The sequence below is a fragment of the Acinetobacter sp. YH12156 genome (assembly GCF_013418235.1).
GTDB lineage: Bacteria > Pseudomonadota > Gammaproteobacteria > Pseudomonadales > Moraxellaceae > Acinetobacter > Acinetobacter pseudolwoffii.
This window is the reverse complement of the sequence record NZ_VPCL01000004.1, coordinates 19,862-43,585: the sequence shown is the minus strand read 5'-3', so window position 1 is coordinate 43,585 and position 23,724 is coordinate 19,862. Positions and strand designations below refer to the sequence as shown.

Here is a 23,724-nt window from a genome sequence, read left to right as displayed (position 1 = left end):
ACTTGGCTGATACAATCATCAGCCAAGTGCTAAATTAATGATCCTTTTTAATTTGATATTCCGCATCAAAGGCCTGATAGTTCAGGCGATCTGGTAAATCTTCAGACAACGGTTCAACTTCCTGCATCGAAGAAAGACAGCGTTCTGTCAGCTGAATATATTCCTGTGTCCCTTTGCTTTTCCAGGCAATTTCTTTGGCGTCCAGAGGACGAATGACCCGCGCCGGACTACCGAGCACCAGTGAATTTTCCGGAATTTGAGCTTTGGCTTTAACCGTGCTATTGGCACCGATAATGGTATTTTCACCAATTTCGGCTTCATCCAGAATCACGCTGTTCATGCCGACCAGTACATTTTTGCGAATGATACAGCCATGTAAAATCGCGCCATGTCCGATATGGCCATATTCTTCGACCAGCGTGACGCTACCGGGAAAGCCATGAATGGTACAGGAATCCTGAACATTGGCATTTTTTTGGATGTGAATCCCGCCAAAGTCGGCTCTTAAAGTAGCGAAAGGCCCGATATATACGCCCTCTTCAATCACCACATCCCCGATCAGAACGGCTTGCGGATGCACATAAGCGCGAGGGCTGACCACAGGAATCACACCATCAATGGCATAACACGGCATTATTTTATTCCTTTAAAAATGCAGAATTAGATTAGCTAACGGCTTCGAGTCGCAAACCGCCAAAACGTTTATAAAATTGTGGATGTACTGGCGGCATCGAACCTTCCGAAGTTCGGGCGATCTCCATAAAGAACTCATCCCCTGCTGCAACCACGGTTTGATATAAATTACTGCTCAGATTACGGGCATTCAGGGAAAGCCAGTTGGATGGCAATAATTCAAACGGCAGATTCGGATCCTTTAATAAAATCCGGCGGAATTGATGAATCAGCAAAATACGCAACTGAAAAGCCTGAACCGGATCCAGTTCATCTTCCTGTTCTACCATATGAAAGAATTCCCGGAAATCCGCAATGAATTTTTCATAACGCTGATGCAGTTCCTGCACCGGCCAGTTGGTGGCCACCATGCGTTTTACAGTTGGATAGGATTCCTGCCAGAGCTGCAAGGTTTCGGCCTTAAACACCACCACCTGATCGGTCATTTTCAGGTTCAGCAGCAGGTTTTGCAGTTTCTGGTGATCACAGCCCGGATAGGCCATGACATTGGTAGCGATATTGGCAAAACCCAGCCATTCCAGTTCTTTTTTCAGAACCAGTTTATTTTCCAGTTCCACCGAACTGAGCAGCACCAGATCCCATTTCTGATCCCATTCGGTGTGCTGAAAACTGTAAATTTTTTGATCCGCCATAATAAAACGCTGGCGGCTGCTTTCGGTCACACGGTAATAGCTGGTGCGGCCAATTTTTTCAGACATCAGCCAGCCGTTTTGGACCAGACGGAATACGGCAGTCCGTACCGATCGTTCATTAAATCCGAATACATCCATAAGCTGAATCAGGCTGGCCAGACTGATAATGCCACCGCGGTGAAAAATACAGTCACCGAAGATGGTCATGATTAATGAGGTTCCGCTGAGTGCTTCAGTTTGAATAAAGTCATCAATTATTTGTTTTAATTTCGGATTCATTGCGTTTAACTTTACCTTATAGAAACTGGATGATAGACCATTTGGCTATCATCCAATAGTACTTCATGCAGACTTGCGGATATCAAAAACGCGCTGTGCCTTACCTTCAGAGCGTGGCAGACTCCCTTCAGGCAACACTTCGACATTTACGGTGATTCCGACCATGGTTTTAATCTGGCCCTTAAGCTGAGTTGCCAGCTGGTGCGCCATAATGTCACTACTATCTTTACGCATTTCAGTACGGATATGCAATGTATCCAGATGTCCCTGTTTGCAAATCTGGATTTGGTAGTTCGGAATCAGTTGCTGGATCTGTAAAATCTGCTCTTCAATCTGCGATGGGAAGACATTGACACCACGGATAATCATCATGTCATCACTACGGCCCACAATCTTGTCCATACGGCGCATGGTACGTGCCGTGCCTGGCAATAAACGGGTCAGATCGCGGGTACGGTAACGGATTACCGGCATGCCTTCTTTGGTAATAGTGGTAAATACCAGTTCACCTAGCTCACCGTCTGCCAGCACTTCGCCAGTTTCAGGATGAATGATTTCAGGATAAAAATGATCTTCCCAAATGGTTGGGCCATCTTTGGATTCGAGACATTCCATTGCAACACCTGGCCCCATCACTTCAGACAGACCATAAATATCCAGCGCATCAATGCCTAGACGCTCTTCAATTTCCTTACGCATTTCATTGGTCCATGGTTCTGCACCAAATACACCGGTTTTAATCGAACAGTTTTTGGCTGTGCCAAATTTCTTCTCAAGCGCTTCAATAATATTCCGGCAGTAAGATGGTGTAACCATCAGTGCTGTCGGTTTAAAGTCATGGATTAGTTGCGCCTGTTTATCGGTTTGTCCGCCAGACATTGGGATCACGGTTGCACCCAAACGCTCAACGCCATAATGCGCACCTAGACCACCAGTAAACAGGCCATAACCATAAGACACCTGAATGATATCTTTACTGCTCAAGCCGGCTGCGCGTAATGAACGTGCCACCACGTCTGACCAGACATTAATATCATTCTGGGTATAACCGACCACGGTCGGCTGACCGGTGGTGCCAGAAGAGGCGTGCACACGTACAATCTGTTCCTGTGGTACAGCGAACATGCCAAACGGATAGTTATCGCGTAAATCCTGTTTGGTGGTAAACGGGAATTTGGCCAGGTCTTCCAGAGAATTAAAATCATCCGGATGCACACCCGCATCATCAAATTTCTTTTTATAAACCGGACTGTTCTGATAAGCATGCTGCAGGGTCTTTTTCATCCGCTGTAGCTGGACACTGCGTAACTCATCAACCGATACTTTTTCAATTTTTTCCATTGCATTGTTATTCATATTCTTACTCCTGACGCAGTCTTCCTGACCACGGTTTAATTCATTGATTGAATGATGTGTTTAATCCATATTTTCTAAAACCAGTGCAACACCTTGACCGACACCGACACACATGGTGCACAGTGCATATTTTCCTTGACGGCGTTTCAGTTCATGCATAGCGGTAATCACCAGACGGGTACCACTCATACCCAGTGGATGACCCAAAGCGATAGCACCGCCATTCGGGTTGATTCTGGAATCATCGTCTTGCAAGCCAAGTTCACGAATCACGGCCAGCGACTGTGCTGCGAATGCTTCATTCAGCTCAATCACATCCATCTGTTCCAGACTCAGGCCAGTCTGTTTCAGCACTTTATGTACTGCTGGCACCGGGCCAATACCCATATATTTAGCTTCAACACCGGCGCTGGCCATCCCGATCACTTTGGCTTTCGGGCTCAAACCATACTGCTCGGCAAACTGCTGATTGCCCAGCAATACGCAAGCTGCACCGTCATTGACACCCGAAGCATTGCCGGCAGTGACTGAACCGCCTTCTTTACGAAATGGGGTTTTTAAGGCTGCCAGATTGTCCAGCGTCGTCTCTACACGCGGGTGCTCATCTTGGGAAATAGTGAGGGTGGTTTTCTTCGGACCTTTGACCTCTACCGGCAGAATTTCTTCGGCAAAAATACCCTTCTGCTGCGCTACTGCAGTTTTCTGCTGGCTGTGATAGGCAAACAGATCCTGGTCTGCACGGCTGATCTGATATTTTTCAGTGACGTTTTCGGCCGTTTCCGGCATGCTGTCGACGCCAAACTGCGCTTTAAATTTTGGGTTGATAAAACGCCAGCCAATCGTCGTGTCATAAATTTCAGGGGTCCGGCTAAAGGCAGTCGTAGGTTTGGATTGCACAAAAGGCGCACGGCTCATGGATTCTACACCACCGGCCAAAATAAACTGTGCTTCACCCGATTTGATGGCACGTGCGGCAAGTCCAATCGCATCCAGACCTGAGGCACATAAACGGTTTACGGTGAGTGCTGGAACAGATTCAGGCAACCCTGCGAGTAAAGCAGCCATACGCGCCACGTTACGGTTATCTTCACCGGCCTGATTGGCACAGCCCAAGATCACTTCATCCAGTTCTGCCCATGGCAAGGTAGGATGCCGATCTTTCAAATATTGAATCGGTAGCGCTGCCAGATCATCGGCACGAATGCTGCTCAGTCCACCAGCATAGCGTCCGATCGGGGTGCGAATTCCATCAAAAATATAAACCTGTTCCATGATTCTTCCTTTTAGCCAGCAACACGTAATGGTTGCTGCTGAGTTTCCTGTGCATGTCCCTGCACCGCTTTCTTTGCTAAATATATACTAGTTCTATAGCGATCTTCACCATAAATACGATACATATTTTCTAAAATTTGTAAAATTGTGTAATATCCGATTCTATCTGCCCACTCAAATGGACCACAAGGATAATTCACACCATATTTCATAGCAGAATCAATATCTTGCTCTGATGCAATAGCATGCAATACTGCTTCACAGGCTTCATTCACCAACATGGCAATACTACGTATAACATAAAGACCTGGATGATCCTTAGACCAAATAGGTATCATATCCATACCTATAAGGAATAGCTCCACTGCCTGGCGCTGTTCAGCACTACACGCCGGTGATGCAACGACTGGAATAGCCTGGGCATTTTCCCAATCTGCATGCCAGTCCATCAACACCACGGGGTCATGCTGATAAGCCAGTTCAACCGACTCGCCGAGCGATAATCGCAGGGAAAGATCACCAATCAGGATTTCATTCTGTTCTGCCGCCTGAAAACTCAGCTCTACATGAGAGGCCTGTTTTAAACGTTCAATCAGGGCTAAGGAATGTAGCCATTCACCTTTTACCGTGACTTTGAGCTTATTCAGCGACTTGGCATAACACACTGGCAATTCATATACAGGTGCAGGCTTGGACTGCGTGTAATCATAAAAACCCTGACCGGACTTGCGGCCATAACAGCCGGCATCGACCAGTTCTTTTTGAATCAAGGATGGGCGGTAGCGTGGCTCATAGAAAAACTCCTGATAGACACTTTGCGTGACCGAGAAATTCACATCCTGACCAATCAGGTCCGTGAGTTCGCACGGTCCCATGGCAAAACGGCCACATTCACGCATGATGTAATCGAGCTGTTCCGGTGTAGTGGCATTTTCCTGTAAGGCGCGAAAGGCTTCGGCATAATAAGGTCGTGCGACACGATTGACGATAAAACCGGGCGTCGATTTGGCTCGTACCGGAACCTTGTTCCAGTCCTTCATCAGATCAAATACTGCATCGGCAATCCTTGCTGAAGTTTTCAGTCCGCGGATAATCTCGACCAGTTTCATCACGGGGGCCGGATTAAAGAAATGCAGCCCAATCACCCGTTCCGGATTCGGAATCGCCGAGGCAATTGCAGTAATGGAAATCGAGGAAGTATTGGAAGCAAAAATCGTCTGTTCCGGGCAAATGGCAGCCAGCTGTTGAAACAGATTTTGTTTCACTTCTTTCTTTTCGACAATGGCTTCAATAATCAAGCCCGCATCGACCAACTGTTGAATATCTTCGGCCACGATCAGATTGGCGAAGGTACTCTCCAGCAATTGCTGGGTCATTTTGCCATTCTGTACCCGCTTGCCAAGCTGCGCCTTTAAAGCAGTCAAGGCACTCTGAACTTTGCTGCGATCGAGGTCAAACACATAGGTCGGATGCCCGTGCATGGCGGCCAGTTGCGCAATACCAATTCCCATGGTTCCCGCACCGACCACAGCAACTTTGACGTATTCCAAATTGATCTGCTGCATGATTTAGCATCCTTTATATTCAGGTGTACGTTTTTGCATAAAGGCTTGTACACCTTCTTTATAATCGCTTGAACGTCCAGCCAGACGTTGCAGGTCACGCTCCAGAATGAGCTGCTGATCCAGATTATTGTCGGCTGCGGCATGAATGGCTTTTTTGATTAGTGACAGGCCATAAGTCGGCTGCTTGGCCAAATGCTCGGCCAGTTTTTTCGCTTCCACTTGCAGTTGCTCATCTTCAACCACCTGCCAGATCATGCCCAGTTGTACTGCGCGCTCAGCCGGAATTTTATCGCCGAGCATCGCTAAGCCCATCGCCTGGGCACGCCCGACCAGACGCGGCAAGAACCAGGTGCCGCCTGAATCTGGTACTAAACCTAGACGACAAAAGGCCTGAATAAAGGAAGCCGATTTTGCAGCAACTACAATGTCACAGGCCAGTGCAATATTGGCACCGGCCCCTGCGGCCACACCATTCACCGCACAAATTACCGGTTTTGGCATCTCGGTAATTAGTTTGATTAAAGGGTTGTAGTATTTTTCAATCGACAGGCCTAAGTCCGGTGCATCGGCATTCGGATCGACCACACGGTCATTCAGATCCTGACCGGCACAGAAACCACGGCCTTCAGCTGAAATCACCACGGCACGAATCTGGCTGTCTTTGGCCCAGGCCTTGATGACCTTGGAGACTTCCTGATGCATGGTTTCATTAAAGCTGTTGAGCTGTTTTGGACGGTTAAAGGTCAGGTAGCCCACTGCATTTTTTTCTTCGACAATAATTGTTTGATATTCCATTACACACCTCTAAATTCTGGTTTTCTTTTTTGTAAAAATGCATTGATGCCTTCCTGGCGATCTTGGGTTGCCGCCAACCAGACAAAATGTTGTCGTTCCAGTTTCAGCCCCTGACTTAAAGTCACTTCATGAATTGACTTTAAAGATTGCTTGATGGCACGAATGGCCAGCGGTGCCTGCTTGGCAATTTTTTCTGCCATTTCCAGTGCGTATTGCACGGTCAGTCCTGCCGGACAAACCTGGCTGCTCATGCCATGTTGCAATGCGGTCTGTGCCGAAATCATTTCACCGGTCATGGCCCAGCGCATCGTCAATTGCTGACCGACCAGACGAGCCAGACGCTGTGTTCCACCAGCACCCGGCAGCATACCTAAACCGATTTCCGGCAAGGCAAACTGGGCATTTTCTCCAGTCAGCACCATGTCACCATGCAAAGCCAACTCAAAACCTGCACCAAAAGCATAGCCATTTACGGCCATGATTAAAGGCTTGGAAAATTCATCAATTTTTTTCCACAGCAGTGGGCGCTGATCCTGCTGGATGCTGACCACATCTAACTGTGCCAGCTCATTTAAATCAGCACCGGCAGCAAAGCATTGCGTATTTCCGGTGATGACCACGGCTTTCACAGCAGCATCTGTTTCCAAGTCCTGTAGACAGGCTGCAATGTTTTGCAAGGTGGCATTGTTTAAGGCATTGCGCTTTTCCGGACGGTTTAACTCGATCAGTACCACACCTGGCTTGGGTGAGCTGGTTTTAATGTAGGTCATCCTTGAACTCCTGCTATGCTCAGCAATTGATTCCGTACTTATTCATCAAAACTCAGACGTACATTGGCTGTGGTCGGACGTGCCTGACAGCTCAGCACATAACCTTTCTGGATTTCGTCTTCTTCCAGGCTGTAGTTGACTGCCATTTCGACCTGACCTTCAAGCACCTTACATTTACAGGTTGCACAAACGCCGCCCTTACAGGCATATGGCAGGTCCGCTCCGGCACGTAGCGCAGCATCTAAAATACTGTCATCCTGTTTGGAGACTTCCACAATCAGCTCGCGACCATCGAGGATGATATTGACGCGTTCTTCACTGCGGCTTTCCATCTGCTGGGCGGTTGCTTTCGGTGCAGTACCGGTATTAAAACGTTCAGTGTGAATCTTGCTGCGTTGAATGCCCCAAGTTGGTAATACCGTTTCCACCGCTGCCATCATTTCTTCCGGACCGCAAGCGAAACAGTGATCTGCTTCGGCTGAAATCAGATTGGCCTGGAACAGCTGCTGTAATTTTTCCGCATCAATCCGACCATTGAAAATGTCACTGTCATTCAATTCACGGGAAAAAATATTCACCAATTGCAAACGTTCTTTAAAACGGTCTTTCAGGTCCATGATCTGTTCAGAGAACATGGTCTGTTTCCAGGAACGGTTGCCATACACCAGGGTGAATGTTGCGTCCGCTTGACGGTTTAGCACCGACTTTACAATCGATAAAATTGGCGTAATGCCACTGCCTGCTGCAAACCCTAGATAATTCTGGCCACCGGCCTTGGCTGCTTTCTGAAAGAACACCCCTTGCGGTGGCATGACTTCCAGTACATCGCCCGCTTTGAGATGCGCATTGGCCCAGGTCGAGAACTGACCTTGATCAATTTTTTTAATCGCAATACTCATGTCTTCCTGAGTATCACTACAAATCGAATAGCAACGGCGCAGCTCGCCGTCATCGGTTAAATGACGAATGGTGAGGTGCTGACCCGGCTGATATTGAAAAGCATCCAACTGCTCAGGCGCGAGATCAAAGGCAATACAGATTGCCTGCTCGGTTTGTGGCTGAATTGATTTAATGGTTAATGGTATAAATTGGCTCATGGCAAAATCCTTCTTTTAGGTGGCGGTGTTCAGGCTTGTTATTGGTTTACCCTGCCCACCGCGCAATCGTTACAATTAAATACATTTGAAATAGTCAAAAGTTTCTAAGCAGTCCCGACATTGATATAAAGCTTTACAGGCGGTCGAACCGAATTCACTTAATAATTTGCTGTTGTTACTTAAGCACTGTGGACAGGTGATGCCATCGGTCAATGCCACATGCGTACCACAGCTATGTGACTGGCCTTGCGGCGGGGCAATACCATATTGCTGTAATTTGTGTTTGCCCGATTCACTCATCCAGTCCGTGGTCCAGGCTTCAGACAGATCCACAATGACTTTAACTGGCGTCAAACCGTTCGCCTCAAAAGCCTGGGTAATTTCTGCTTTTAATAAATCCGTGGCCGGACAACCGCTATAGGTCGGCGTGAGTCGCACCACAATTTCATCCTGCTGATTCAGCTCGATGCCACGAATCATGCCCAGATCAATCACTGACAATACTGGAATCTCTGGATCAGAAACCTGCTGTAAAACGTCCCAACATTGATCTTCTACGTGTCGAATCAGATTCATGCGACTCACTCCCTGTGATTGTGCCGAATTACCAGTTCATGTTTGGATATGAGCGCTGCATGTATTGCAGTTCAGCCAAAACGAAACCGAGATGTTCTGTATGTAAACCTTGTTTAGCACCACTACGATAAGCACCCAGCTCTGGCAAGCTTAATTCAAATCGAGCTAACTCGGCTGTAATGGTATCCAGCCACTGTGCTTTTAAACCTTCAATATTTGGAATTAAGCCGGTGTCTTCCAACTGTTTTTCATCAGCAGTCAGGACAAAAAGCTCTTCGGTAAAACGCCATAACTGGTTTAAACCTTGCTGGGTTTTTTCATGCGCTTCTGCTGTACCTAAACTTAAGCGTTCCATCCAGGTGGTGGAAAAACGCTGGTGATATTTCACTTCTTTGAGGGATTTCACTGCAAAGGCAGCTAGTTCTGCATGCTGACTTGCACTTAAGGCGCTAAACAATAAAGCGTGGTAGTGATCCATCAACCACTGGCGTACCAGGGTCTGGGCAAAGTCACCATTCGGCTGTTCACACAGCAGCAAATTACGGTATTCACGCTCGGTGCGGAAATAAGCCAGCTTGTCTTCATCACGGCCCTGTCCTTCCACTTCACCTGCCAAACTAAGAGCAGTACGTGCCTGACCGAGCAAATCCAGCCCAATATTAGCCAAGGCAATATCCAGCTCCAGTTCAGGAGCATGGCCACACCACTCTGCCAAACGATGTGACAGGATCAGTTGACTGTCACCCACATGTAAAAGAAATTCTGCCAATACTTGATTTGTCATACTCTTCACCTTTTCCTTTACATGTGCTCAATGCCAGCTGGAATGTTATAAAAGGTTGGATGGCGATAAACCTTGTCCAAAGCCGGTTCAAAAAATTCTGCTTTTTCATCTGGCTGTGAAGAGGTAATCAGTTCAGATTTCACCACCCAGATACTGATCCCTTCATTGCGGCGGGTATATACATCGCGGGCATTTTGTAGTGCGATTTCCTCATCCGGTGCACGCAGGCTGCCGACATGACGGTGACTCAGACCCTGTTTACTACGCACAAACACTTCATAAAGTGACCAGTTATTTTTGTTATTCATGAGCAAATTTCCTTATATTGATCAAACTATTTTTAAGCAACTTTTTGTGCTGCTGACTGTTGCTGCTGTTTTTGAGCATAGACGGCTGCGGAATCACGTACCCACTTGCCGCCTTCCCAGGCTTTTCGGCGTGCTTCGATACGCTCATGGTTACAAGGTCCCTTGCCTGCAAGAATCGCAAAGAACTCATCCCAATTGATTTCACCAAATTCGTAATGTCCGGTAGCTTCATTGAATTTGAGGTCTGGATCTGGAACGGTTAAACCTAGCTGTAAGACTTGCGACACGGTGTTATCGACAAATTTCTGACGTAGCTCATCGTTGCTGAATAATTTAATTTTCCACTGCATACTTTGTGCACTGTTCGGTGAATTATCGTCACTTGGACCAAACATCATCAGTGCCGGCCACCAGAAACGGTTCACTGCATCCTGTGCCATCTGCTTTTGTTCCGGCGTACCATTGGCCAATTCCATCATAGCTTCAAAGCCCTGACGCTGATGGAAACTTTCTTCTTTACACACACGCACCATAGCGCGGGCATAAGGACCATAAGACGTACGGCACAGCGCAACCTGATTGACAATTGCCGCACCATCCACCAGCCAGCCAATCGCGGCAACATCGGCCCAGCTCAGGGTTGGATAGTTAAAAATTGAAGAATATTTCATGCGACCGGCAATCAGTTTATCCATCATGTCGTCACGATCCGCACCCAAGGTTTCTGCAGCGCTGTACAGATACAAAGCATGACCGGCTTCATCCTGGACTTTTGCCATCAGCACGGCTTTACGTTTCAAGGTCGGTGCACGGGTAATCCAGTTGCCTTCCGGTAACATGCCCACCACTTCAGAGTGCGCGTGCTGACCGATCTGACGAATCAAAGTCTTACGATAAGCATCTGGCATCCAGTCCTTCGGCTCTATGGAAATATCCTTTTCAATCTTTTGATCAAAGATTTGTTGTTGATTATTCATTGTTCCCTCACTTATCCCAAGTGTTGATACATTCAAATTAAAACGATACGTAATTAAAATCAATATATATTTATTTGTATCATTTAATTTTTATGGCTTATTTTAAATAAATAATTGTTTTATATGATTAATTACTTTTAATTTTATTGTTAACTATTTTTAAACACAGATTTATGATTGACTTTTTTGCTTTTTAACGACAAATTATGAAACATCAAAATTAAAATACTTCTCAAAACGTATCATAAATGGAGTTTTACAATGTTAGAGTTAGATAGCGGCTCAAGCACAATGGATTATCAAGATGCTGAATTGACCCATAATCCTATTGTCATCAAAAGCTTAGCTTCATTGGTTTATGGTCAGGAATACACAGCGCAAGCCGGTTTACGTACGGTTTACCATGCCATAACCGGTGAAGCCGTTTATCAGGTCGGCAGTCAGGGCATCGATACCCAAGCCGTGGTGAATTATGCCAAACAGAAAGGCTCAACCATTGCCACCTGGACTTTCCATCAACGTGCCAATGCACTGAAGCAAGTGGCACAGTATTTATTAGAACGTAAAGAAGAGTTTTACCAGCTTGCCAAGTCAACGGGCTGTACCCGTAAGGATGCCTGGATTGATATTGAAGGTGGGATTGGAACCTTATATGCCTATTCGAGTTTGGTACGCCGTGAACTGAGTGATGAAACCGCATGGGTTGAAGACGCATGGATTCCGCTATCCAAGCAAGGCAACTTTGGCGCCAAACATATACTGAGTCCTAAAGCCGGTGTTGCCGTGCATATCAATGCCTTTAACTTTCCAATCTGGGGCATGCTGGAGAAAATCGCTCCTACGCTACTGGCAGGCGTACCCTGTATTGTCAAACCGGCGACCGAAGGTGCCGAGCTGACCCATGCCGTGGTCAAAGCCATTCATGAAAGCGGTTTCTTGCCAGAAGGTTCATTGCAGCTCATTTGCGGACAGGTTTATGATTTGTTTGATTATTTAAATCCTCAGGATACGGTCACCTTTACCGGTTCTGCATCAACCGGGCAAAAACTGCGTTCGCATCCACACTTAAATGCCTACTCGATTCCATTCACTATGGAAGCAGATTCGGTCAATAGTGCGATTTTGACGGCGCAAGCCAATGATGAAACGATTGATTTATTTGTTCGTGAAGTTTTCCGTGAAATGACCACTAAAGCCGGACAAAAATGCACCGCCATTCGTCGTGCCTTTGTTCCAGCCGAGCTGCTGGATACCGTGCAAAGTCGTCTGATTGAAAAACTGAAAAAAGTGGTTGTCGGTGATCCGGCTCAGGAAGGCGTGACAATGGGTGCTTTGGCCAGCGTCAAACAGAAACATGATGTCGCGGCAAAAGTTGAACAGCTGAGTCAAGATGCAGAGATTATATTCGGTAGTCACTTGCGTCAGGACTTTAAGATTCAAGTACAAAATACGGAGAAGTCTGCATGTTATCCACCAACAGTCTTGGTCTGCAAAGCACCGGCTCAGGCAGAAAATATTCATAAAATTGAAGCCTTTGGACCTGTAGTCACTTTAATGCCATATACTGACCTGGCTCAGCTGGCTGACCTGGTGGCACGTGGCGAAGGTAGTCTGGTAGCATCCATCGTACGCAATACCGATGAAAATATTGAACAACTGCTCAGCAAAATTGCGCCATGGCATGGCCGTGTCCATATTCTGGATGCTGAAAGTGCCAAAGAAAGTACCGGACATGGCTCGCCACTACCTTTGCTGGTGCATGGCGGACCGGGACGTGCCGGTGGCGGTGAGGAGCTCGGTGGCTTACGTGCAGTGAAACATTATATGCAACGGACTGCAATTCAAGGTTCCCCGAATGCCATGACCCAAGTCGGTCATAGCTGGACGGCTGGTGCTCAGGTCTTTGAAGACCGTGTGCATCCATTCAAAAAATCATTTGATGAATTGCGTATCGGTGAGCGTTTACTGACTGCACGACGTAGCGTGACCGAAGCCGATCTGGTGAATTTCGGCTGCCTGAGCGGTGATCACTTTTATGCGCATATGGACAAAATTGCTGCGGCAGAATCACTGTTTGGTGAGCGCGTGGCCCATGGTTACTTTGTGGTATCTGCCGCGGCCGGTTTATTCGTCGAGGCTGCTCCAGGCCCGGTCATTGCCAACTATGGCATGGACAACTTGCGCTTTGTAGAGCCGGTGAAAATTGGCGATACCATTCAGGTAGAACTGACCTGTAAGCAGAAAACTCCAAAAGCACTGCGCGATCCGACACAGAAACCACATGGTGTCGTGGTCTGGGATATTAAAGTCAAAAATCAGCGCAATGAACTGGTCGCAACCTATGATATTTTGACCCTGGTTGAGCGCGGCTAAACATTTAAACTCAAAAAAGGAATCATTATGATTCCTTTTTTTTCAATTCAAATACTATTTGTATCTATTCTTAAAAAACAGATTGACGTCAATCCAATTAAACTTTAGATTGATCAAACGCGATACAAAATAAAAATAATATATAAATTAAAAGTATCAAATAAATATCTCAAACGATCAGCACAGGATGTTGCATGATGAATGATAAATCGCTAGACATAGACATGGTTGAAAGGACGATTCAACCGCCCAATCAAAGTTTTGAGCCTACACCGACAGAAACGGCCGTGCCGCTGTCTGAACAGATTGAACCACCACCGGAAAGCAGCACCTACCAATGGTATGTGGTCGTCATTTGTATGGTGGCTTACATTCTGTCATTTGTAGACCGTCAAATTTTATCGCTCATGATTGAACCGATTAAAGCCGATTTAATGCTAAGCGATACCCAGTTCAGCCTGTTACAAGGCCTGGCCTTCTCTCTGTTTTATGCGATTATGGGTCTGCCCATTGCCGCGCTGGCGGATCGAAAGTCCCGGATTAAAATTATTGCGACCGGGATTGCATTCTGGAGCCTCGCTACAGCGGCCTGTGGTCTCAGTAAAAACTTTATTCAAATGTTTATTGCACGTTTGAGTGTGGGTGCCGGTGAAGCTGCGCTTTCCCCTGCCTTTTATTCAATCGTTGCCGATTTATTTCCCAAAGATAAATTAGGCCGTGCACTCGGGGTATATGCGATTGGTGCCTTTATTGGTTCGGGTTTAGCTTTCCTGATTGGCGGCTATGTGATTGGCCTGCTAAAAGATGTCAGCTTCGTGGCTTTACCGCTCATTGGTGAAGTAAAAACCTGGCAACTTACCTTTATGATTGTGGGTCTACCAGGTGTATTGCTGGCCCTGCTGATGGTTTTGACGGTGCGTGAGCCTGCACGTAAGGGCATGAAAGTCGGTCAGGATGGTCAGGTCATTAAAGCCTCTTTCAAAAATTCGATCGGTTTTATCAAGACACATAAAAAGACCTTTTTCTGTCATTTTATCGGCTTTTCTTTTTACACCATGATGCTGTATTCGCTGCTGGGCTGGGCACCTGCCTATTACATGCGTAATTTCGGTCTGGATGCGAGTCAAACCGGTTATATCCTTGGGACGATTATTTTAGTGGCAAATACCTCTGGTGCCCTGTTCTGTGGCTGGCTGATCGACTTCTTTTCAAAGCGTGGCTATAGCGATGCTGCAATTCGTACCGGTGCCATTGGCTGTGCGGCGCTGATTATTCCGAGTGTGCTGTTTACTCAGGTCGATAATATGCAGCTTTCATTTGCGCTGATTTTTGTGGCGATGTTCTTCTCCACTTTCCCGATTCCTGCATCCGCTGCTGCTACGCAAATGCTGACACCAAACCAGTTACGAGCCCAGGTCTCTGCCAAGTTTCTGCTAATTTCAAATCTGATTGCCTTAGGCATCGGAACGACCGCAGTGGCGTTGATCACGGATAAATATTTTCAGAACACGATGATGGTTGGTAATTCTATTTCGATCGTCAATGCCATTGCCGGAGTGATTGGCTGCTTCCTGTTGTACAAGGGCTGTCAGTATTATCGTGAGAGTATGAAAGTCGAAAAACTGGCTGACTAAAATAGCTGGATATGAATCAGCCATCTTAAGCTTCACTGTGAAAGGCCTTTAATCCACATTAAAGGCCTTTTTTATATCCATTTCATAAGCTCAATTTTCAAGTTCTTAAATTTCAATTCCCCCTCCAACCTAGACAGGCTGGCTAAAAAAACGTATAACACCGTTTTAAATTTACAGGTGTGCACCGTTGAAACTTGTGCTTGCTCCCATGGAAGGCTTAACCGATCCGATTATGCGTGATGTGCTGACATCCGTAGGTAGCTTTGACTGGTGCGTGACCGAGTTTATCCGTGTCACCGACTCTATCCTGCCCGATCATGTTTATCACAGTTACTGCCCGGAACTGTTAAATGATGGCAAGACGGCGGCGGGTACGCCGGTACATGTGCAGTTTCTGGGAAATAATCCGGAAATGCTGGCAGCAAATGCAGCCAAAGTTGCCGCAATGGGCGCACCGGCGATTGACCTGAATTTTGGTTGTCCTGCGAAAACCGTGAACCGTCATCGCGGCGGTTCCGTTTTACTGGATGAACCCGAAGTGGTGCATGAGTTAGTCAAAGCCGTGCGTGATGCAGTACCGGCGCATATTCCGGTATCTGCGAAAATGCGTCTGGGTTATATGGATCGCAACTTTATGCTGGACAATGCCCATGCTATTGAAGATGCAGGAGCATCTTGGGTGACGGTGCATGCGCGCACCAAAGCCGATGGCTATACCCCGCCTGCATTTTGGGACCAGTTACAACCGATCCGTGAAGCATTGAAAATTAATGTGATTGCCAATGGTGAAATCTGGAACAATGCCGATGCCAAACAGTGCCGTCTGGAATCCGGTTGCGAAGACCTGATGATTGGCCGTGGTGCCGTGACCACACCCGACCTGACCCAATGTATCCGTCAAAACTCGGATGCACCTTTGATGAACTGGAATGAACTGCTGGAACTGCAAATTCGTTTTATCAATGGCCCCGCCAAAACTGAAATTGGCATGGTCGGTCGTTACAAACAATGGCTGGGCATGATGTCGAAACATTATCCTGAAGCCAAAGCCTTATGGGATGAAGTAAAGCGGATTAAAGTTCTTGCCGAGATTACCGAAAAACTGAAAGCTTCAACTATGTAAATGCAAAATCCTTTGAATGATTCAAAGGATTTTTTTGATTCTATAAATCATTTTAAGGCTGCTTATGCTGTTTTAAGCTTTCTACATGTTTCCGATTGGTTTTCCAGGATTTTTCTAAAAGCTCTTTTTCTAAAGGCAGTTGTATCCGTTTTAATTTTGTTTCAGAAATCATCTGTTGATCAAAACTTTTCACATAATCGGTCCAGCCTGCACCGCGAAATACCTCATTCGGCATTGGTGTTTTAAATACCGCATCCGGCATAAATACAATCACGGAATGCAAAAGATCTGGCTCCACAATATCAGTCAGTAATTGTTCCAGAACTTTGATGTGTTTATAGTTTTGATGAATCGGATTTTGAAATGTATAACTGTTTTTATAAATTTTCTGAGTCCATTGTTTCTGACGCGCGCTTGCAAAAATCCAGCCCTTATAGTTTTTGGTTTCAATCACAAAGATGCCATAAGGACTTAATAGCAGATGATCGATTTGTGTGGTGGCACCTGCTTCATCTGGAAGGGTCAAATCATTCAGTAGAATGTAATTCAGGGTCTTTTAAAGACCGTTTGACATGGGTACTGACCGTGAACTCACCTAACTTTTCTTAAAAATGGCTTAAATAATTTAAAAACAATCACGCCAAAGAACAGCAGAAAAATCCACCATACACTGGACCAGAGCGAACTTAATATCTGTAATGTAGAATGTTCAATATTCTAATTTTCATTTATTTTAAGACTTCGATCTTAATGCGTTCGCTCAATATTTAACAGAATTTCTTTTTTATCCAAACCACCGGCGAAGCCCACCAGCTTGCCGCTACTGCCAATCACCCGGTGACAGGGTGCAATAATCGAAATCGGGTTTTTCCCGTTGGCTGCCCCCACGGCACGCACTGCTTTAACATTACCTACCTGCTCGGCAATATCGCGATAGCTTCGGGTCTGGCCATAAGGAATATTCAGCAGAGCCTGCCAGACTTTTTTCTGAAAATCGGTTCCGGCAAAGTCCAAAGGCAAGTCAAAAACATTGCGCTGACCAGCAAAATACTCCTGAAGCTGGCGTCTGGTTTCAATCAATAGCGGATGCTGCAGATCTTCCACCAAGGTCGCCAGTTTCACCCGATTCGGCTGTTCACAATCCCAAAGCACAGCTACCAGTGCGGTGTCATTCGCGACCAGTCGTAACTGACCGACTGGAGAATCCATATAGAGATAACTTAAGTTCATGCTTACACCCTGTCCCGGATCAGCGGAGTTTATTTTCTATTTTAACTCAGTTCACCGAGACAGGCTGAAACAAATTATGAAGAAGATACTTTCATCAGCACCAGACCGGAAATAATCAATACTGCAGCCAGCATACGCATGGCCGATGTCGGCTCACCCAGAACTAAAATCCCGATCAGAAATGAACCCACAGCCCCGATTCCGGTCCAGATCACGTAAGCTGTGCCTAATGGCAAAGTACGCATGGCATAGGCCAGTAAGGCAAAGCTGAGAATCATAAAGAAAATGGTGATGATACTTGGCGTTAATCGGGTAAATCCTTCGGACAATTTCATGGAATATGCCCAAACGATTTCAAAAACACCTGCGAATATAAGTGCAATCCAGGCCATGCAGCCCTCCTCTTTTATCTAAGAATCAGGCCGTCCTGACGATTTTTCCTGTGCATTTCAGCATGAAATAGACAAGGGAGGTCGTTCCTCCTACCTATAAAAAATTTTATAAAACCAGATTACGCACACCTGATTATTTTTACAAAACATGACTCTTAGAGATGCAACTTAACCTGATCTTACTCAAATCTTCAAGACATTTGTCGCTGCTGTTATTATGGTAGATATTCAAAATGATCATTCAGAAATAGCCCCTATGATCAGGCAAATTCAGCAACAACAATTTCACAAAAATAAGTGCAGCATATCAAGTTATACACATCCATTAAATTTAAATAACGAGCAAAGAGATTACACAATGAAATACAATTTCAAGACCTATTGATCACTTTTTATTTAACATGATTATGAACCTGTGATGAATAAACAACCCCTAAACAAGAGGGGTTGGAAGGTATAAAAAGAACCAAATTTGAGCTCTTTTTATACAAATTTCGTCTAAGGCATAATCAATCTGGCTACAAACGATTACATTTTACACAACATATCCATATGGTTACCCACATGGATATCTACACACTTATCCATAAAGTTATCCACATATTTATGTGCATACTACTTTTTAGCGATTAGAGTTGAACCTGACCGACTTTGGCTAATTCTGCACGCATTTCATCAATTACAGCTTTATAATCCGGCTTGCCAAAAATAGCAGATCCGGCGACAAACATATCCGCACCCGCTTCGGCAATTGCACGAATATTGCTTGGGGTAACACCGCCATCGACTTCCAGCTGAATATCACGCCCTGAAGCATCGATCAGTTTACGGGCCTGACGCAGTTTATCCAAAGTCATCGGAATGAATTTCTGTCCACCAAAACCCGGGTTCACACTCATCAACAGAATTTGATCTACTTTATCTAATACATAATCCAGATAATGCAGCGGTGTGGCCGGGTTAAAGACTAAACCGGCTTTTGCACCACCCGATTTGATCAACTGTAAAGAACGGTCAATATGGTCAGATGCTTCCGGGTGGAAGGTAATGATATCGGCACCTGCTTCAAGGAAATCCCCGATCATACGATCTACCGGTTTCACCATCAAATGCACATCAATCGGGGCTTTGATCCCATAGTTTTTCAATGCCTTACAAACGCCTGCACCAAAAGTCAGATTCGGTACATAATGATTATCCATCACATCAAAATGAACAACATCTGCCCCTGCTGCCAAGACGTTCTCGACTTCTTCACCTAATCGGGCGAAATCGGCAGATAAAATTGAAGGTGCAATTAAATATGGCTTGGACATGGGAGAACCTGGCTAGCTAAAATTGGATTTTTCTCATTATATCAAATCCAGTCCGGCTACTGTGACCTTGATGTTGCAAGAATAAAACGCTGTGTAACGCTTTAAGGCTTATGAATGCCTTTCAATTTGGTTTAAAGTCCTGACAAGGATAAAAAGTTTAGAGGAGTAAGAATGCAAAGTACCGCCCAGATCCAGACTCAACAGGCGCAGCGCCTTGCCAAACGCCTGGCCAATCACTGGAAGCATAAGTTTACCATCGAAGAAACAGACCAGCAGTTCCTGATTCATTTTCCGAGTGCAGAGCTGATGTTAGTTCCTCAGACTGAGCACTTGCTGGTGACCATCCAAAGTAGCGATGAATCTACCGATTTCGATAAACTGGAAAATGTGGTTCTGGATCATCTCATTCGCATGGGACAGGAAGATTTAACAGCAGACTGGCAAAGATAAGCGATAAAAAGCCCTGATGATCTTATATCTAGTAGGGCTTTTTTGTGCCAGCAGTTTTGAGTTTAAGGCTGAAGCTGTACCGCATGAAACTGTAGATGGTCATCCATAAAACTTTGAATAAAGTAATAGCCATGATCATAACCCTGATGTTCACGCAAGGTCAGCGACTGGTTCACGGCATCACAGGCCTGCTGGAACAGCGCCGGATTCAGCTGGCTATAGAACTGGTCTGAAAAACCCTGATCAATCAGGATGTCAACAAATAAGGCCCCTTTCTCTTTAACCAGTGCAGTCGCATCATGCTTGAGCCATTCTTCACGGTTTTCACCCAGATAATTCGAGAAAGCTTTGTCTCCCCAAGGACATTGGCTTGGTGCACAGATCGGTGCAAAAGCCGAAACTGAACTAAATTTTTCTGGATATTTAAAAGCCAGAGTTAATGCACCATGTCCGCCCATACTGTGACCGAATATGCCAATCTTACCCGGCTGAATCACAAACTCTTCAATGACCAGCGCATAGAGTTCATCGACGATGAAGCTTTCCATCTGATAATGTTCAGCCCACGGCGCTTCGGTGGCATTGATATAAAAACCTGCTCCCTGACCGATATCCCAGTGATCGCCTTCTGCCACAGCTTCACCGCGTGGCGATGTATCCGGTGTGATTAAAATCAGGCCCAATTGTGCTGCCAGACGCTGCGCATGTGCCTTAATCGCAAAGGTTTCCTCGGTACAGGTCAAGCCTGCCAGATAAAACAATGCCGGACAGCTATGACCTTCTAGGGCTTGAGGCGGCAGATAAATACCAAATTTGGTGGATGTTTTCAGTACTTTCGAATCAAAGCGATAAATCCGCTGTTCACCTTCAAAGCTTCTATTGTTCTGTACGAGTTCCATGGCATATTCCTTATGATTGCAGCATATCTGCTGATGACATTGATCTAAGGTGATTGTGTCATTGTACTGGTTTGCGGAAATAAACGTTGTTCCAGCTGTGGCAACATCAATTGCATATTCTTGCCAATCACCCATTGCGGCTCTGAAGGCTCGAAGCCTTGCGCTGATTCCCATTTTGCTACGGTATCTCTGGCCTGTTCGAACGCGGCTTGCAGACTGCTATTTTCACGCATCGCTTCATCAAAGAATGCACGGCCAAAATAGGTATAATCCGCTTCATTGGAGCAGCCAAAAGACTGACGGTCGGCTGCCGAAGCCGTAATCACCAGGGTATTGTCATTCTGCAGGGCCGAAGCAAAGCTGCCGGAAAAACAGGCCGAGATCACAATCACACGCCAGCGAATGCCTGCTGCATCCAGTGTTTCACGTAACCATTTTGGATCGACCTGGGCCAAATCTAGCGGCGCATTTTCCATTTCAAACACATTTGGCAGACCATGAGAGGTCATATATAAAAATAACACATCACTTTCACGGTTCATCTGCTGGCCCATACGGCGCAATGCCAGTTCCATACTGGTCTTGGAGGCAATCGGCAGGGTGGTACGTGTCGCCGGATGATTGACCAAAGCAATAGAACGGCCATAAGTGCCAAAACGGGTATCAAACTGCTCTTTAATCCGCTCGATTTCAGAATGAAATACATCCTGATAACTTGCGCCAGCCACGCCCATAAAATACCAGTGCGATTGGGCAAATTCACCGTATTCGATATTTTCCAGGGCTTTATTCAGCAAAATTGGCTGCGCATAAAATGCATCTTCGGCAAAGCTCGGTGGAATTTCTTCGACTTTCCAGATCGGTTGATCTTTGACTGAAATTTGCCAGACCACCAGCGTAAACAGGGTCGCCAGCATAATCAGCGCACGCTCCCACCAAGGCCATTTTAATTCACGTGAAATTACCCAGACCACAGCCAGACTTTGCCAGACAAATAACATGACAAACAGGGTCGGAATATAGTCATAGAGGATATAAGGCAGATAGTCCAGATCGCCCAGATATTGAATCAGGCACTGGAACAGCATGATATGGGTATCTAAAACCAACCATAACAATGCCGGCACCAGCATCAAACGCAGGTTATTGATCCGTTGCGACAGAAAGATACCCACAATCAGCGCAATAAAAGGCCAAAGTGCATAACTAATCAAACCTTGAGAGTTAAAATCTCCCATACGGCCTGAACTGAGCCAGCTAAATAGGCTGTTGGCACAACCACCCAGAATCCCCCAGAACACCAATTGCATGATCGATGGACGAACCAGTTGCAATGAACGCCGAGATCCCAGAAATAACCACATCCCGGCAATTTGGTTGCTCTTAAAATCGTGCCAAAAATTAATGGAGGGTTTAAAGTCGATCATAGAATTTCAAGGAGATCAGTGGCTCGCTAAGGTGCTGAATAAGTTTATGCTTGATAACGGTTTTATCAATGCCAATTGTTAAATATACAACAAATCCTTGCTTAATATTGAAACAATTATCTTATTCAGCCACAAGTTCATGCTGAAAATATGCATCAAAACGGCAGGCATCACCCTGCCATTGATGATGAGGTTCTTTTTCTGCCAAAAACACCGCCAGACGTGGACGTTTGACCACCACACGTTTGGCAATTTTTTGCGCCAATTCCAACAGGTTATCACCCAGATCCATTTCGCCATCTTCAGGCAAAAGCATGTGCAAGAGCTGCATCTGTTTTTTGACTTGCGCCTGTTTCTTAACCGCCTGCTGGTTCTGATCCCGCTGCGGGAACATCGGATCCAGATAGACCACATCTACAGTTCGATGCTGCTCGGCTTGCTGCTTCAGATAATCGGCTGAATCAGAAAAGACCAGTTGAATCCGTGATACGACTTGACTCAGAAATACATCAGATTGTGCACGGGTATGGGTATCTTCAAGTAAAGTAAATAATATGGGATGTCGTTCGACCAGCGTGACTTGGGCACCTAAATGCGCCATCAATAAACTGTCATGTCCCAGACCCGCGGTGGCATCGATCAAGCTCGGTTTCTCGGCTAAATGACAGGCACGTGCAATCATTTCAGATTTTAAAGATGCACGTTTTAAACGTCCGGTCTCGGCTTGCCAGTCCGGTTGCATTTTCATGCCATGGGCACAAAGCCAAAGTCCATTCTCATCCACACATAAGGCCAGTTCAGGATTCAGACGAAAGAAACGTGCATTGAGTTTTTCAACCGTTTCAATTTCGACCTGCACCCCACGAGAAGAAAGCACAGCCCCGAAGTGCTGTGCTTTCTGTTGATCGTCAGATTCGGCATATAAGCGAATCGCGCTTACCATAATTTCCAACCTGTATAGGCAAATAATAAAATCAGCAGACCCGAAGCAATACGATACCAGGCAAAGATCATAAAGTCGCGTTTAGCGACATAAGCCACCAGCGCGCGGATGAGTAACAGTGCCGAAATAAAAGAAACCAGAAGCCCGACCCCGATCACGGCCCAGTCTTCAGTAGTATTTAGCACATCATAACTTTGATAAAGATCCAGCAGGCCGGCACCAATAATGACCGGAATACCCAGAAAGAATGAAAATTCAGTCGCGGCCTTACGTGATACACCTAAAAACATCGCACCGATAATGGTCGCACCTGAACGAGAGGTTCCCGGAATCAAGGACAAGACCTGAATCAGACCAATCCAGATGGCATCTTTAATACTGAGATCTTCAACTTCATGTGCACGAACTTGAGGCGGATGTTTTTCAATCCAGATAATGATCAGGCCACCCACAATCAAACCAATGGCAATGGCAATATCATTAAACAGAAACTGTTTGACCGTTTGCCCCAAGGTCAGTCCAATCAATATAATTGGAATCGAGGCCAAAATCAGGCCAATGCCTAAGCGACGACCCTGTGGCTCACCGCTGACAATTCCGGTTGCTGCTCCCCAAAGACGGGCCCAATATTCATAAATTACCGCTGCAATGGCACCCATTTGAATGGCAATGACGAATACATCACTCTTTTCCTTGGTCCAGAAATTCATTAATTCTGATGCCAAAATTAAATGGCCAGTACTGGAAATCGGCAAAAATTCGGTAATACCTTCGATAATACCCATGATTGCCGCTTTGAGTAGCAGTAAAAGATCCATGCTTTATCCTAATTA

Annotated in this window: 23 protein-coding genes and 1 pseudogene; 4 read left to right on the top strand and 20 right to left on the bottom strand. The window is 45.8% G+C overall.

The genetic code is table 11. The annotated features are described in order from the left end of the window. Nucleotides 1-34 precede the first annotated feature (34 nt). The 12 genes from FTU87_RS05730 to paaA form a co-directional block, all read right to left on the bottom strand. Nucleotides 35-634, bottom strand: a complete 600-nt coding sequence (locus FTU87_RS05730; protein ID WP_180096799.1) for a DapH/DapD/GlmU-related protein — start codon at nucleotides 632-634, stop codon at nucleotides 35-37. 31 nt (nucleotides 635-665) lie between these two features. Then, nucleotides 666-1,604, bottom strand: coding sequence for a phenylacetic acid degradation operon negative regulatory protein PaaX (gene paaX, locus FTU87_RS05725; protein ID WP_074384109.1), 939 nt, complete (start codon nucleotides 1,602-1,604; stop codon nucleotides 666-668). Between the two features lie 63 nt (nucleotides 1,605-1,667). Next, entirely contained in the window at nucleotides 1,668-2,960 is a 1,293-nt protein-coding gene (gene paaK, locus FTU87_RS05720) for a phenylacetate--CoA ligase PaaK (protein WP_180096798.1), read from the bottom strand. 60 nt (nucleotides 2,961-3,020) lie between these two features. Beyond that, nucleotides 3,021-4,232 carry a 3-oxoadipyl-CoA thiolase gene (gene pcaF / locus FTU87_RS05715; RefSeq protein ID WP_180096797.1) on the bottom strand — a complete coding sequence of 404 codons (1,212 nt, stop codon included), beginning with the start codon at nucleotides 4,230-4,232 and terminating at the stop codon, nucleotides 3,021-3,023. 11 nt (nucleotides 4,233-4,243) lie between these two features. Continuing rightward, nucleotides 4,244-5,797 (bottom strand): 3-hydroxyacyl-CoA dehydrogenase, encoded by a 1,554-nt coding sequence (locus FTU87_RS05710; RefSeq protein WP_180096796.1) that lies wholly within the window; start codon nucleotides 5,795-5,797, stop codon nucleotides 4,244-4,246. 3 nt (nucleotides 5,798-5,800) lie between these two features. Further along, nucleotides 5,801-6,592 carry a 2-(1,2-epoxy-1,2-dihydrophenyl)acetyl-CoA isomerase PaaG gene (gene paaG, locus FTU87_RS05705; protein WP_180096795.1) on the bottom strand — a complete coding sequence of 264 codons (792 nt, stop codon included), beginning with the start codon at nucleotides 6,590-6,592 and terminating at the stop codon, nucleotides 5,801-5,803. Next, nucleotides 6,592-7,362 carry an enoyl-CoA hydratase-related protein gene (locus FTU87_RS05700; protein WP_180096794.1) on the bottom strand — a complete coding sequence of 257 codons (771 nt, stop codon included), beginning with the start codon at nucleotides 7,360-7,362 and terminating at the stop codon, nucleotides 6,592-6,594. Before FTU87_RS05700 ends, paaG begins: the two co-directional genes overlap by 1 nt. A gap of 38 nt (nucleotides 7,363-7,400) precedes the next feature. Then, the gene (paaE, locus tag FTU87_RS05695) at nucleotides 7,401-8,459 is read right to left on the bottom strand and encodes a 1,2-phenylacetyl-CoA epoxidase subunit PaaE (protein WP_180096793.1); all 1,059 of its coding nucleotides are present in this window, start codon (nucleotides 8,457-8,459) and stop codon (nucleotides 7,401-7,403) included. Between the two features lie 75 nt (nucleotides 8,460-8,534). Further along, the gene (gene paaD, locus FTU87_RS05690; protein ID WP_180096792.1) at nucleotides 8,535-9,035 is read right to left on the bottom strand and encodes a 1,2-phenylacetyl-CoA epoxidase subunit PaaD; all 501 of its coding nucleotides are present in this window, start codon (nucleotides 9,033-9,035) and stop codon (nucleotides 8,535-8,537) included. A gap of 28 nt (nucleotides 9,036-9,063) precedes the next feature. Next, nucleotides 9,064-9,819 carry a 1,2-phenylacetyl-CoA epoxidase subunit PaaC gene (gene paaC, locus FTU87_RS05685; RefSeq protein WP_005095902.1) on the bottom strand — a complete coding sequence of 252 codons (756 nt, stop codon included), beginning with the start codon at nucleotides 9,817-9,819 and terminating at the stop codon, nucleotides 9,064-9,066. A 17-nt stretch (nucleotides 9,820-9,836) separates the two neighbouring features. Continuing rightward, on the bottom strand, nucleotides 9,837-10,127 hold the full coding sequence (gene paaB, locus FTU87_RS05680) for a 1,2-phenylacetyl-CoA epoxidase subunit PaaB (RefSeq protein ID WP_005095899.1): 291 nt from the start codon (nucleotides 10,125-10,127) through the stop codon (nucleotides 9,837-9,839). A gap of 32 nt (nucleotides 10,128-10,159) precedes the next feature. Further along, complete coding sequence (paaA, locus tag FTU87_RS05675) at nucleotides 10,160-11,104, bottom strand: 1,2-phenylacetyl-CoA epoxidase subunit PaaA (RefSeq protein WP_004646055.1); 945 nt, start codon at nucleotides 11,102-11,104, stop codon at nucleotides 10,160-10,162. 261 nt (nucleotides 11,105-11,365) lie between these two features. Here paaA and paaZ point away from each other — a divergent pair, with 261 nt between their 5' ends. The 3 genes from paaZ to FTU87_RS05660 all read left to right on the top strand — a co-directional run bounded on the left by paaZ (nucleotide 11,366) and on the right by FTU87_RS05660 (nucleotide 16,234). Beyond that, complete coding sequence (paaZ, locus tag FTU87_RS05670; RefSeq protein WP_180096791.1) at nucleotides 11,366-13,477, top strand: phenylacetic acid degradation bifunctional protein PaaZ; 2,112 nt, start codon at nucleotides 11,366-11,368, stop codon at nucleotides 13,475-13,477. Between the two features lie 194 nt (nucleotides 13,478-13,671). After that, nucleotides 13,672-15,111: an MFS transporter gene (locus FTU87_RS05665; RefSeq protein WP_074384098.1), complete on the top strand. Its 1,440-nt coding sequence runs from the start codon at nucleotides 13,672-13,674 to the stop codon at nucleotides 15,109-15,111. A 187-nt stretch (nucleotides 15,112-15,298) separates the two neighbouring features. Continuing rightward, entirely contained in the window at nucleotides 15,299-16,234 is a 936-nt protein-coding gene (locus FTU87_RS05660) for a tRNA-dihydrouridine synthase (protein WP_180040329.1), read from the top strand. A gap of 52 nt (nucleotides 16,235-16,286) precedes the next feature. Here the strand turns inward: FTU87_RS05660 and FTU87_RS05655 are convergent. The 4 genes and pseudogenes from FTU87_RS05655 to rpe form a co-directional block, all read right to left on the bottom strand. Continuing rightward, a pseudogene (locus FTU87_RS05655) lies at nucleotides 16,287-16,948 on the bottom strand (nuclease-related domain-containing protein). Nucleotides 16,949-16,981: 33 nt separating this feature from the next. After that, entirely contained in the window at nucleotides 16,982-17,464 is a 483-nt protein-coding gene (locus FTU87_RS05650; protein WP_100328961.1) for a methylated-DNA--[protein]-cysteine S-methyltransferase, read from the bottom strand. Between the two features lie 74 nt (nucleotides 17,465-17,538). Further along, entirely contained in the window at nucleotides 17,539-17,856 is a 318-nt protein-coding gene (sugE, locus tag FTU87_RS05645) for a quaternary ammonium compound efflux SMR transporter SugE (protein WP_005095886.1), read from the bottom strand. A gap of 629 nt (nucleotides 17,857-18,485) precedes the next feature. Further along, nucleotides 18,486-19,172 carry a ribulose-phosphate 3-epimerase gene (rpe, locus tag FTU87_RS05640; RefSeq protein ID WP_005172476.1) on the bottom strand — a complete coding sequence of 229 codons (687 nt, stop codon included), beginning with the start codon at nucleotides 19,170-19,172 and terminating at the stop codon, nucleotides 18,486-18,488. Between the two features lie 171 nt (nucleotides 19,173-19,343). Here rpe and FTU87_RS05635 point away from each other — a divergent pair, with 171 nt between their 5' ends. Continuing rightward, entirely contained in the window at nucleotides 19,344-19,622 is a 279-nt protein-coding gene (locus FTU87_RS05635; RefSeq protein ID WP_100357371.1) for a DUF2218 domain-containing protein, read from the top strand. 62 nt (nucleotides 19,623-19,684) lie between these two features. Here the strand turns inward: FTU87_RS05635 and fghA are convergent, their stop codons facing one another. From fghA to FTU87_RS05615, 4 genes are all read right to left on the bottom strand, one after another. Continuing rightward, complete coding sequence (gene fghA / locus FTU87_RS05630) at nucleotides 19,685-20,521, bottom strand: S-formylglutathione hydrolase (RefSeq protein ID WP_180096790.1); 837 nt, start codon at nucleotides 20,519-20,521, stop codon at nucleotides 19,685-19,687. A gap of 44 nt (nucleotides 20,522-20,565) precedes the next feature. Beyond that, complete coding sequence (locus tag FTU87_RS05625; protein ID WP_100355871.1) at nucleotides 20,566-21,948, bottom strand: C13 family peptidase; 1,383 nt, start codon at nucleotides 21,946-21,948, stop codon at nucleotides 20,566-20,568. A 121-nt stretch (nucleotides 21,949-22,069) separates the two neighbouring features. Continuing rightward, nucleotides 22,070-22,891 (bottom strand): class I SAM-dependent methyltransferase, encoded by an 822-nt coding sequence (locus FTU87_RS05620; protein ID WP_074384092.1) that lies wholly within the window; start codon nucleotides 22,889-22,891, stop codon nucleotides 22,070-22,072. Continuing rightward, nucleotides 22,885-23,709, bottom strand: coding sequence for an undecaprenyl-diphosphate phosphatase (locus FTU87_RS05615; RefSeq protein WP_005095875.1), 825 nt, complete (start codon nucleotides 23,707-23,709; stop codon nucleotides 22,885-22,887). Before FTU87_RS05615 ends, FTU87_RS05620 begins: the two co-directional genes overlap by 7 nt. Nucleotides 23,710-23,724 lie beyond the last annotated feature (15 nt).

What these genes read in the sequence shown, in the direction of transcription:
- FTU87_RS05730 (WP_180096799.1), bottom strand. Translation starts at nt 634, where the DNA reads ATGCCGTGTTATGCCATTGATGGTGTGATTCCTGTGGTCAGCCCTCGC.
- paaX (WP_074384109.1), bottom strand. Translation starts at nt 1,604, where the DNA reads ATGAATCCGAAATTAAAACAAATAATTGATGACTTTATTCAAACTGAA.
- paaK (WP_180096798.1), bottom strand. Translation starts at nt 2,960, where the DNA reads ATGAATAACAATGCAATGGAAAAAATTGAAAAAGTATCGGTTGATGAG.
- pcaF (WP_180096797.1), bottom strand. Translation starts at nt 4,232, where the DNA reads ATGGAACAGGTTTATATTTTTGATGGAATTCGCACCCCGATCGGACGC.
- FTU87_RS05710 (WP_180096796.1), bottom strand. Translation starts at nt 5,797, where the DNA reads ATGCAGCAGATCAATTTGGAATACGTCAAAGTTGCTGTGGTCGGTGCG.
- paaG (WP_180096795.1), bottom strand. Translation starts at nt 6,592, where the DNA reads ATGGAATATCAAACAATTATTGTCGAAGAAAAAAATGCAGTGGGCTAC.
- FTU87_RS05700 (WP_180096794.1), bottom strand. Translation starts at nt 7,362, where the DNA reads ATGACCTACATTAAAACCAGCTCACCCAAGCCAGGTGTGGTACTGATC.
- paaE (WP_180096793.1), bottom strand. Translation starts at nt 8,459, where the DNA reads ATGAGCCAATTTATACCATTAACCATTAAATCAATTCAGCCACAAACC.
- paaD (WP_180096792.1), bottom strand. Translation starts at nt 9,035, where the DNA reads ATGAATCTGATTCGACACGTAGAAGATCAATGTTGGGACGTTTTACAG.
- paaC (WP_005095902.1), bottom strand. Translation starts at nt 9,819, where the DNA reads ATGACAAATCAAGTATTGGCAGAATTTCTTTTACATGTGGGTGACAGT.
- paaB (WP_005095899.1), bottom strand. Translation starts at nt 10,127, where the DNA reads ATGAATAACAAAAATAACTGGTCACTTTATGAAGTGTTTGTGCGTAGT.
- paaA (WP_004646055.1), bottom strand. Translation starts at nt 11,104, where the DNA reads ATGAATAATCAACAACAAATCTTTGATCAAAAGATTGAAAAGGATATT.
- paaZ (WP_180096791.1), top strand. Translation starts at nt 11,366, where the DNA reads ATGTTAGAGTTAGATAGCGGCTCAAGCACAATGGATTATCAAGATGCT.
- FTU87_RS05665 (WP_074384098.1), top strand. Translation starts at nt 13,672, where the DNA reads ATGATGAATGATAAATCGCTAGACATAGACATGGTTGAAAGGACGATT.
- FTU87_RS05650 (WP_100328961.1), bottom strand. Translation starts at nt 17,464, where the DNA reads ATGAACTTAAGTTATCTCTATATGGATTCTCCAGTCGGTCAGTTACGA.
- sugE (WP_005095886.1), bottom strand. Translation starts at nt 17,856, where the DNA reads ATGGCCTGGATTGCACTTATATTCGCAGGTGTTTTTGAAATCGTTTGG.
- rpe (WP_005172476.1), bottom strand. Translation starts at nt 19,172, where the DNA reads ATGTCCAAGCCATATTTAATTGCACCTTCAATTTTATCTGCCGATTTC.
- FTU87_RS05635 (WP_100357371.1), top strand. Translation starts at nt 19,344, where the DNA reads ATGCAAAGTACCGCCCAGATCCAGACTCAACAGGCGCAGCGCCTTGCC.
- fghA (WP_180096790.1), bottom strand. Translation starts at nt 20,521, where the DNA reads ATGGAACTCGTACAGAACAATAGAAGCTTTGAAGGTGAACAGCGGATT.
- FTU87_RS05625 (WP_100355871.1), bottom strand. Translation starts at nt 21,948, where the DNA reads ATGATCGACTTTAAACCCTCCATTAATTTTTGGCACGATTTTAAGAGC.
- FTU87_RS05620 (WP_074384092.1), bottom strand. Translation starts at nt 22,891, where the DNA reads ATGGTAAGCGCGATTCGCTTATATGCCGAATCTGACGATCAACAGAAA.
- FTU87_RS05615 (WP_005095875.1), bottom strand. Translation starts at nt 23,709, where the DNA reads ATGGATCTTTTACTGCTACTCAAAGCGGCAATCATGGGTATTATCGAA.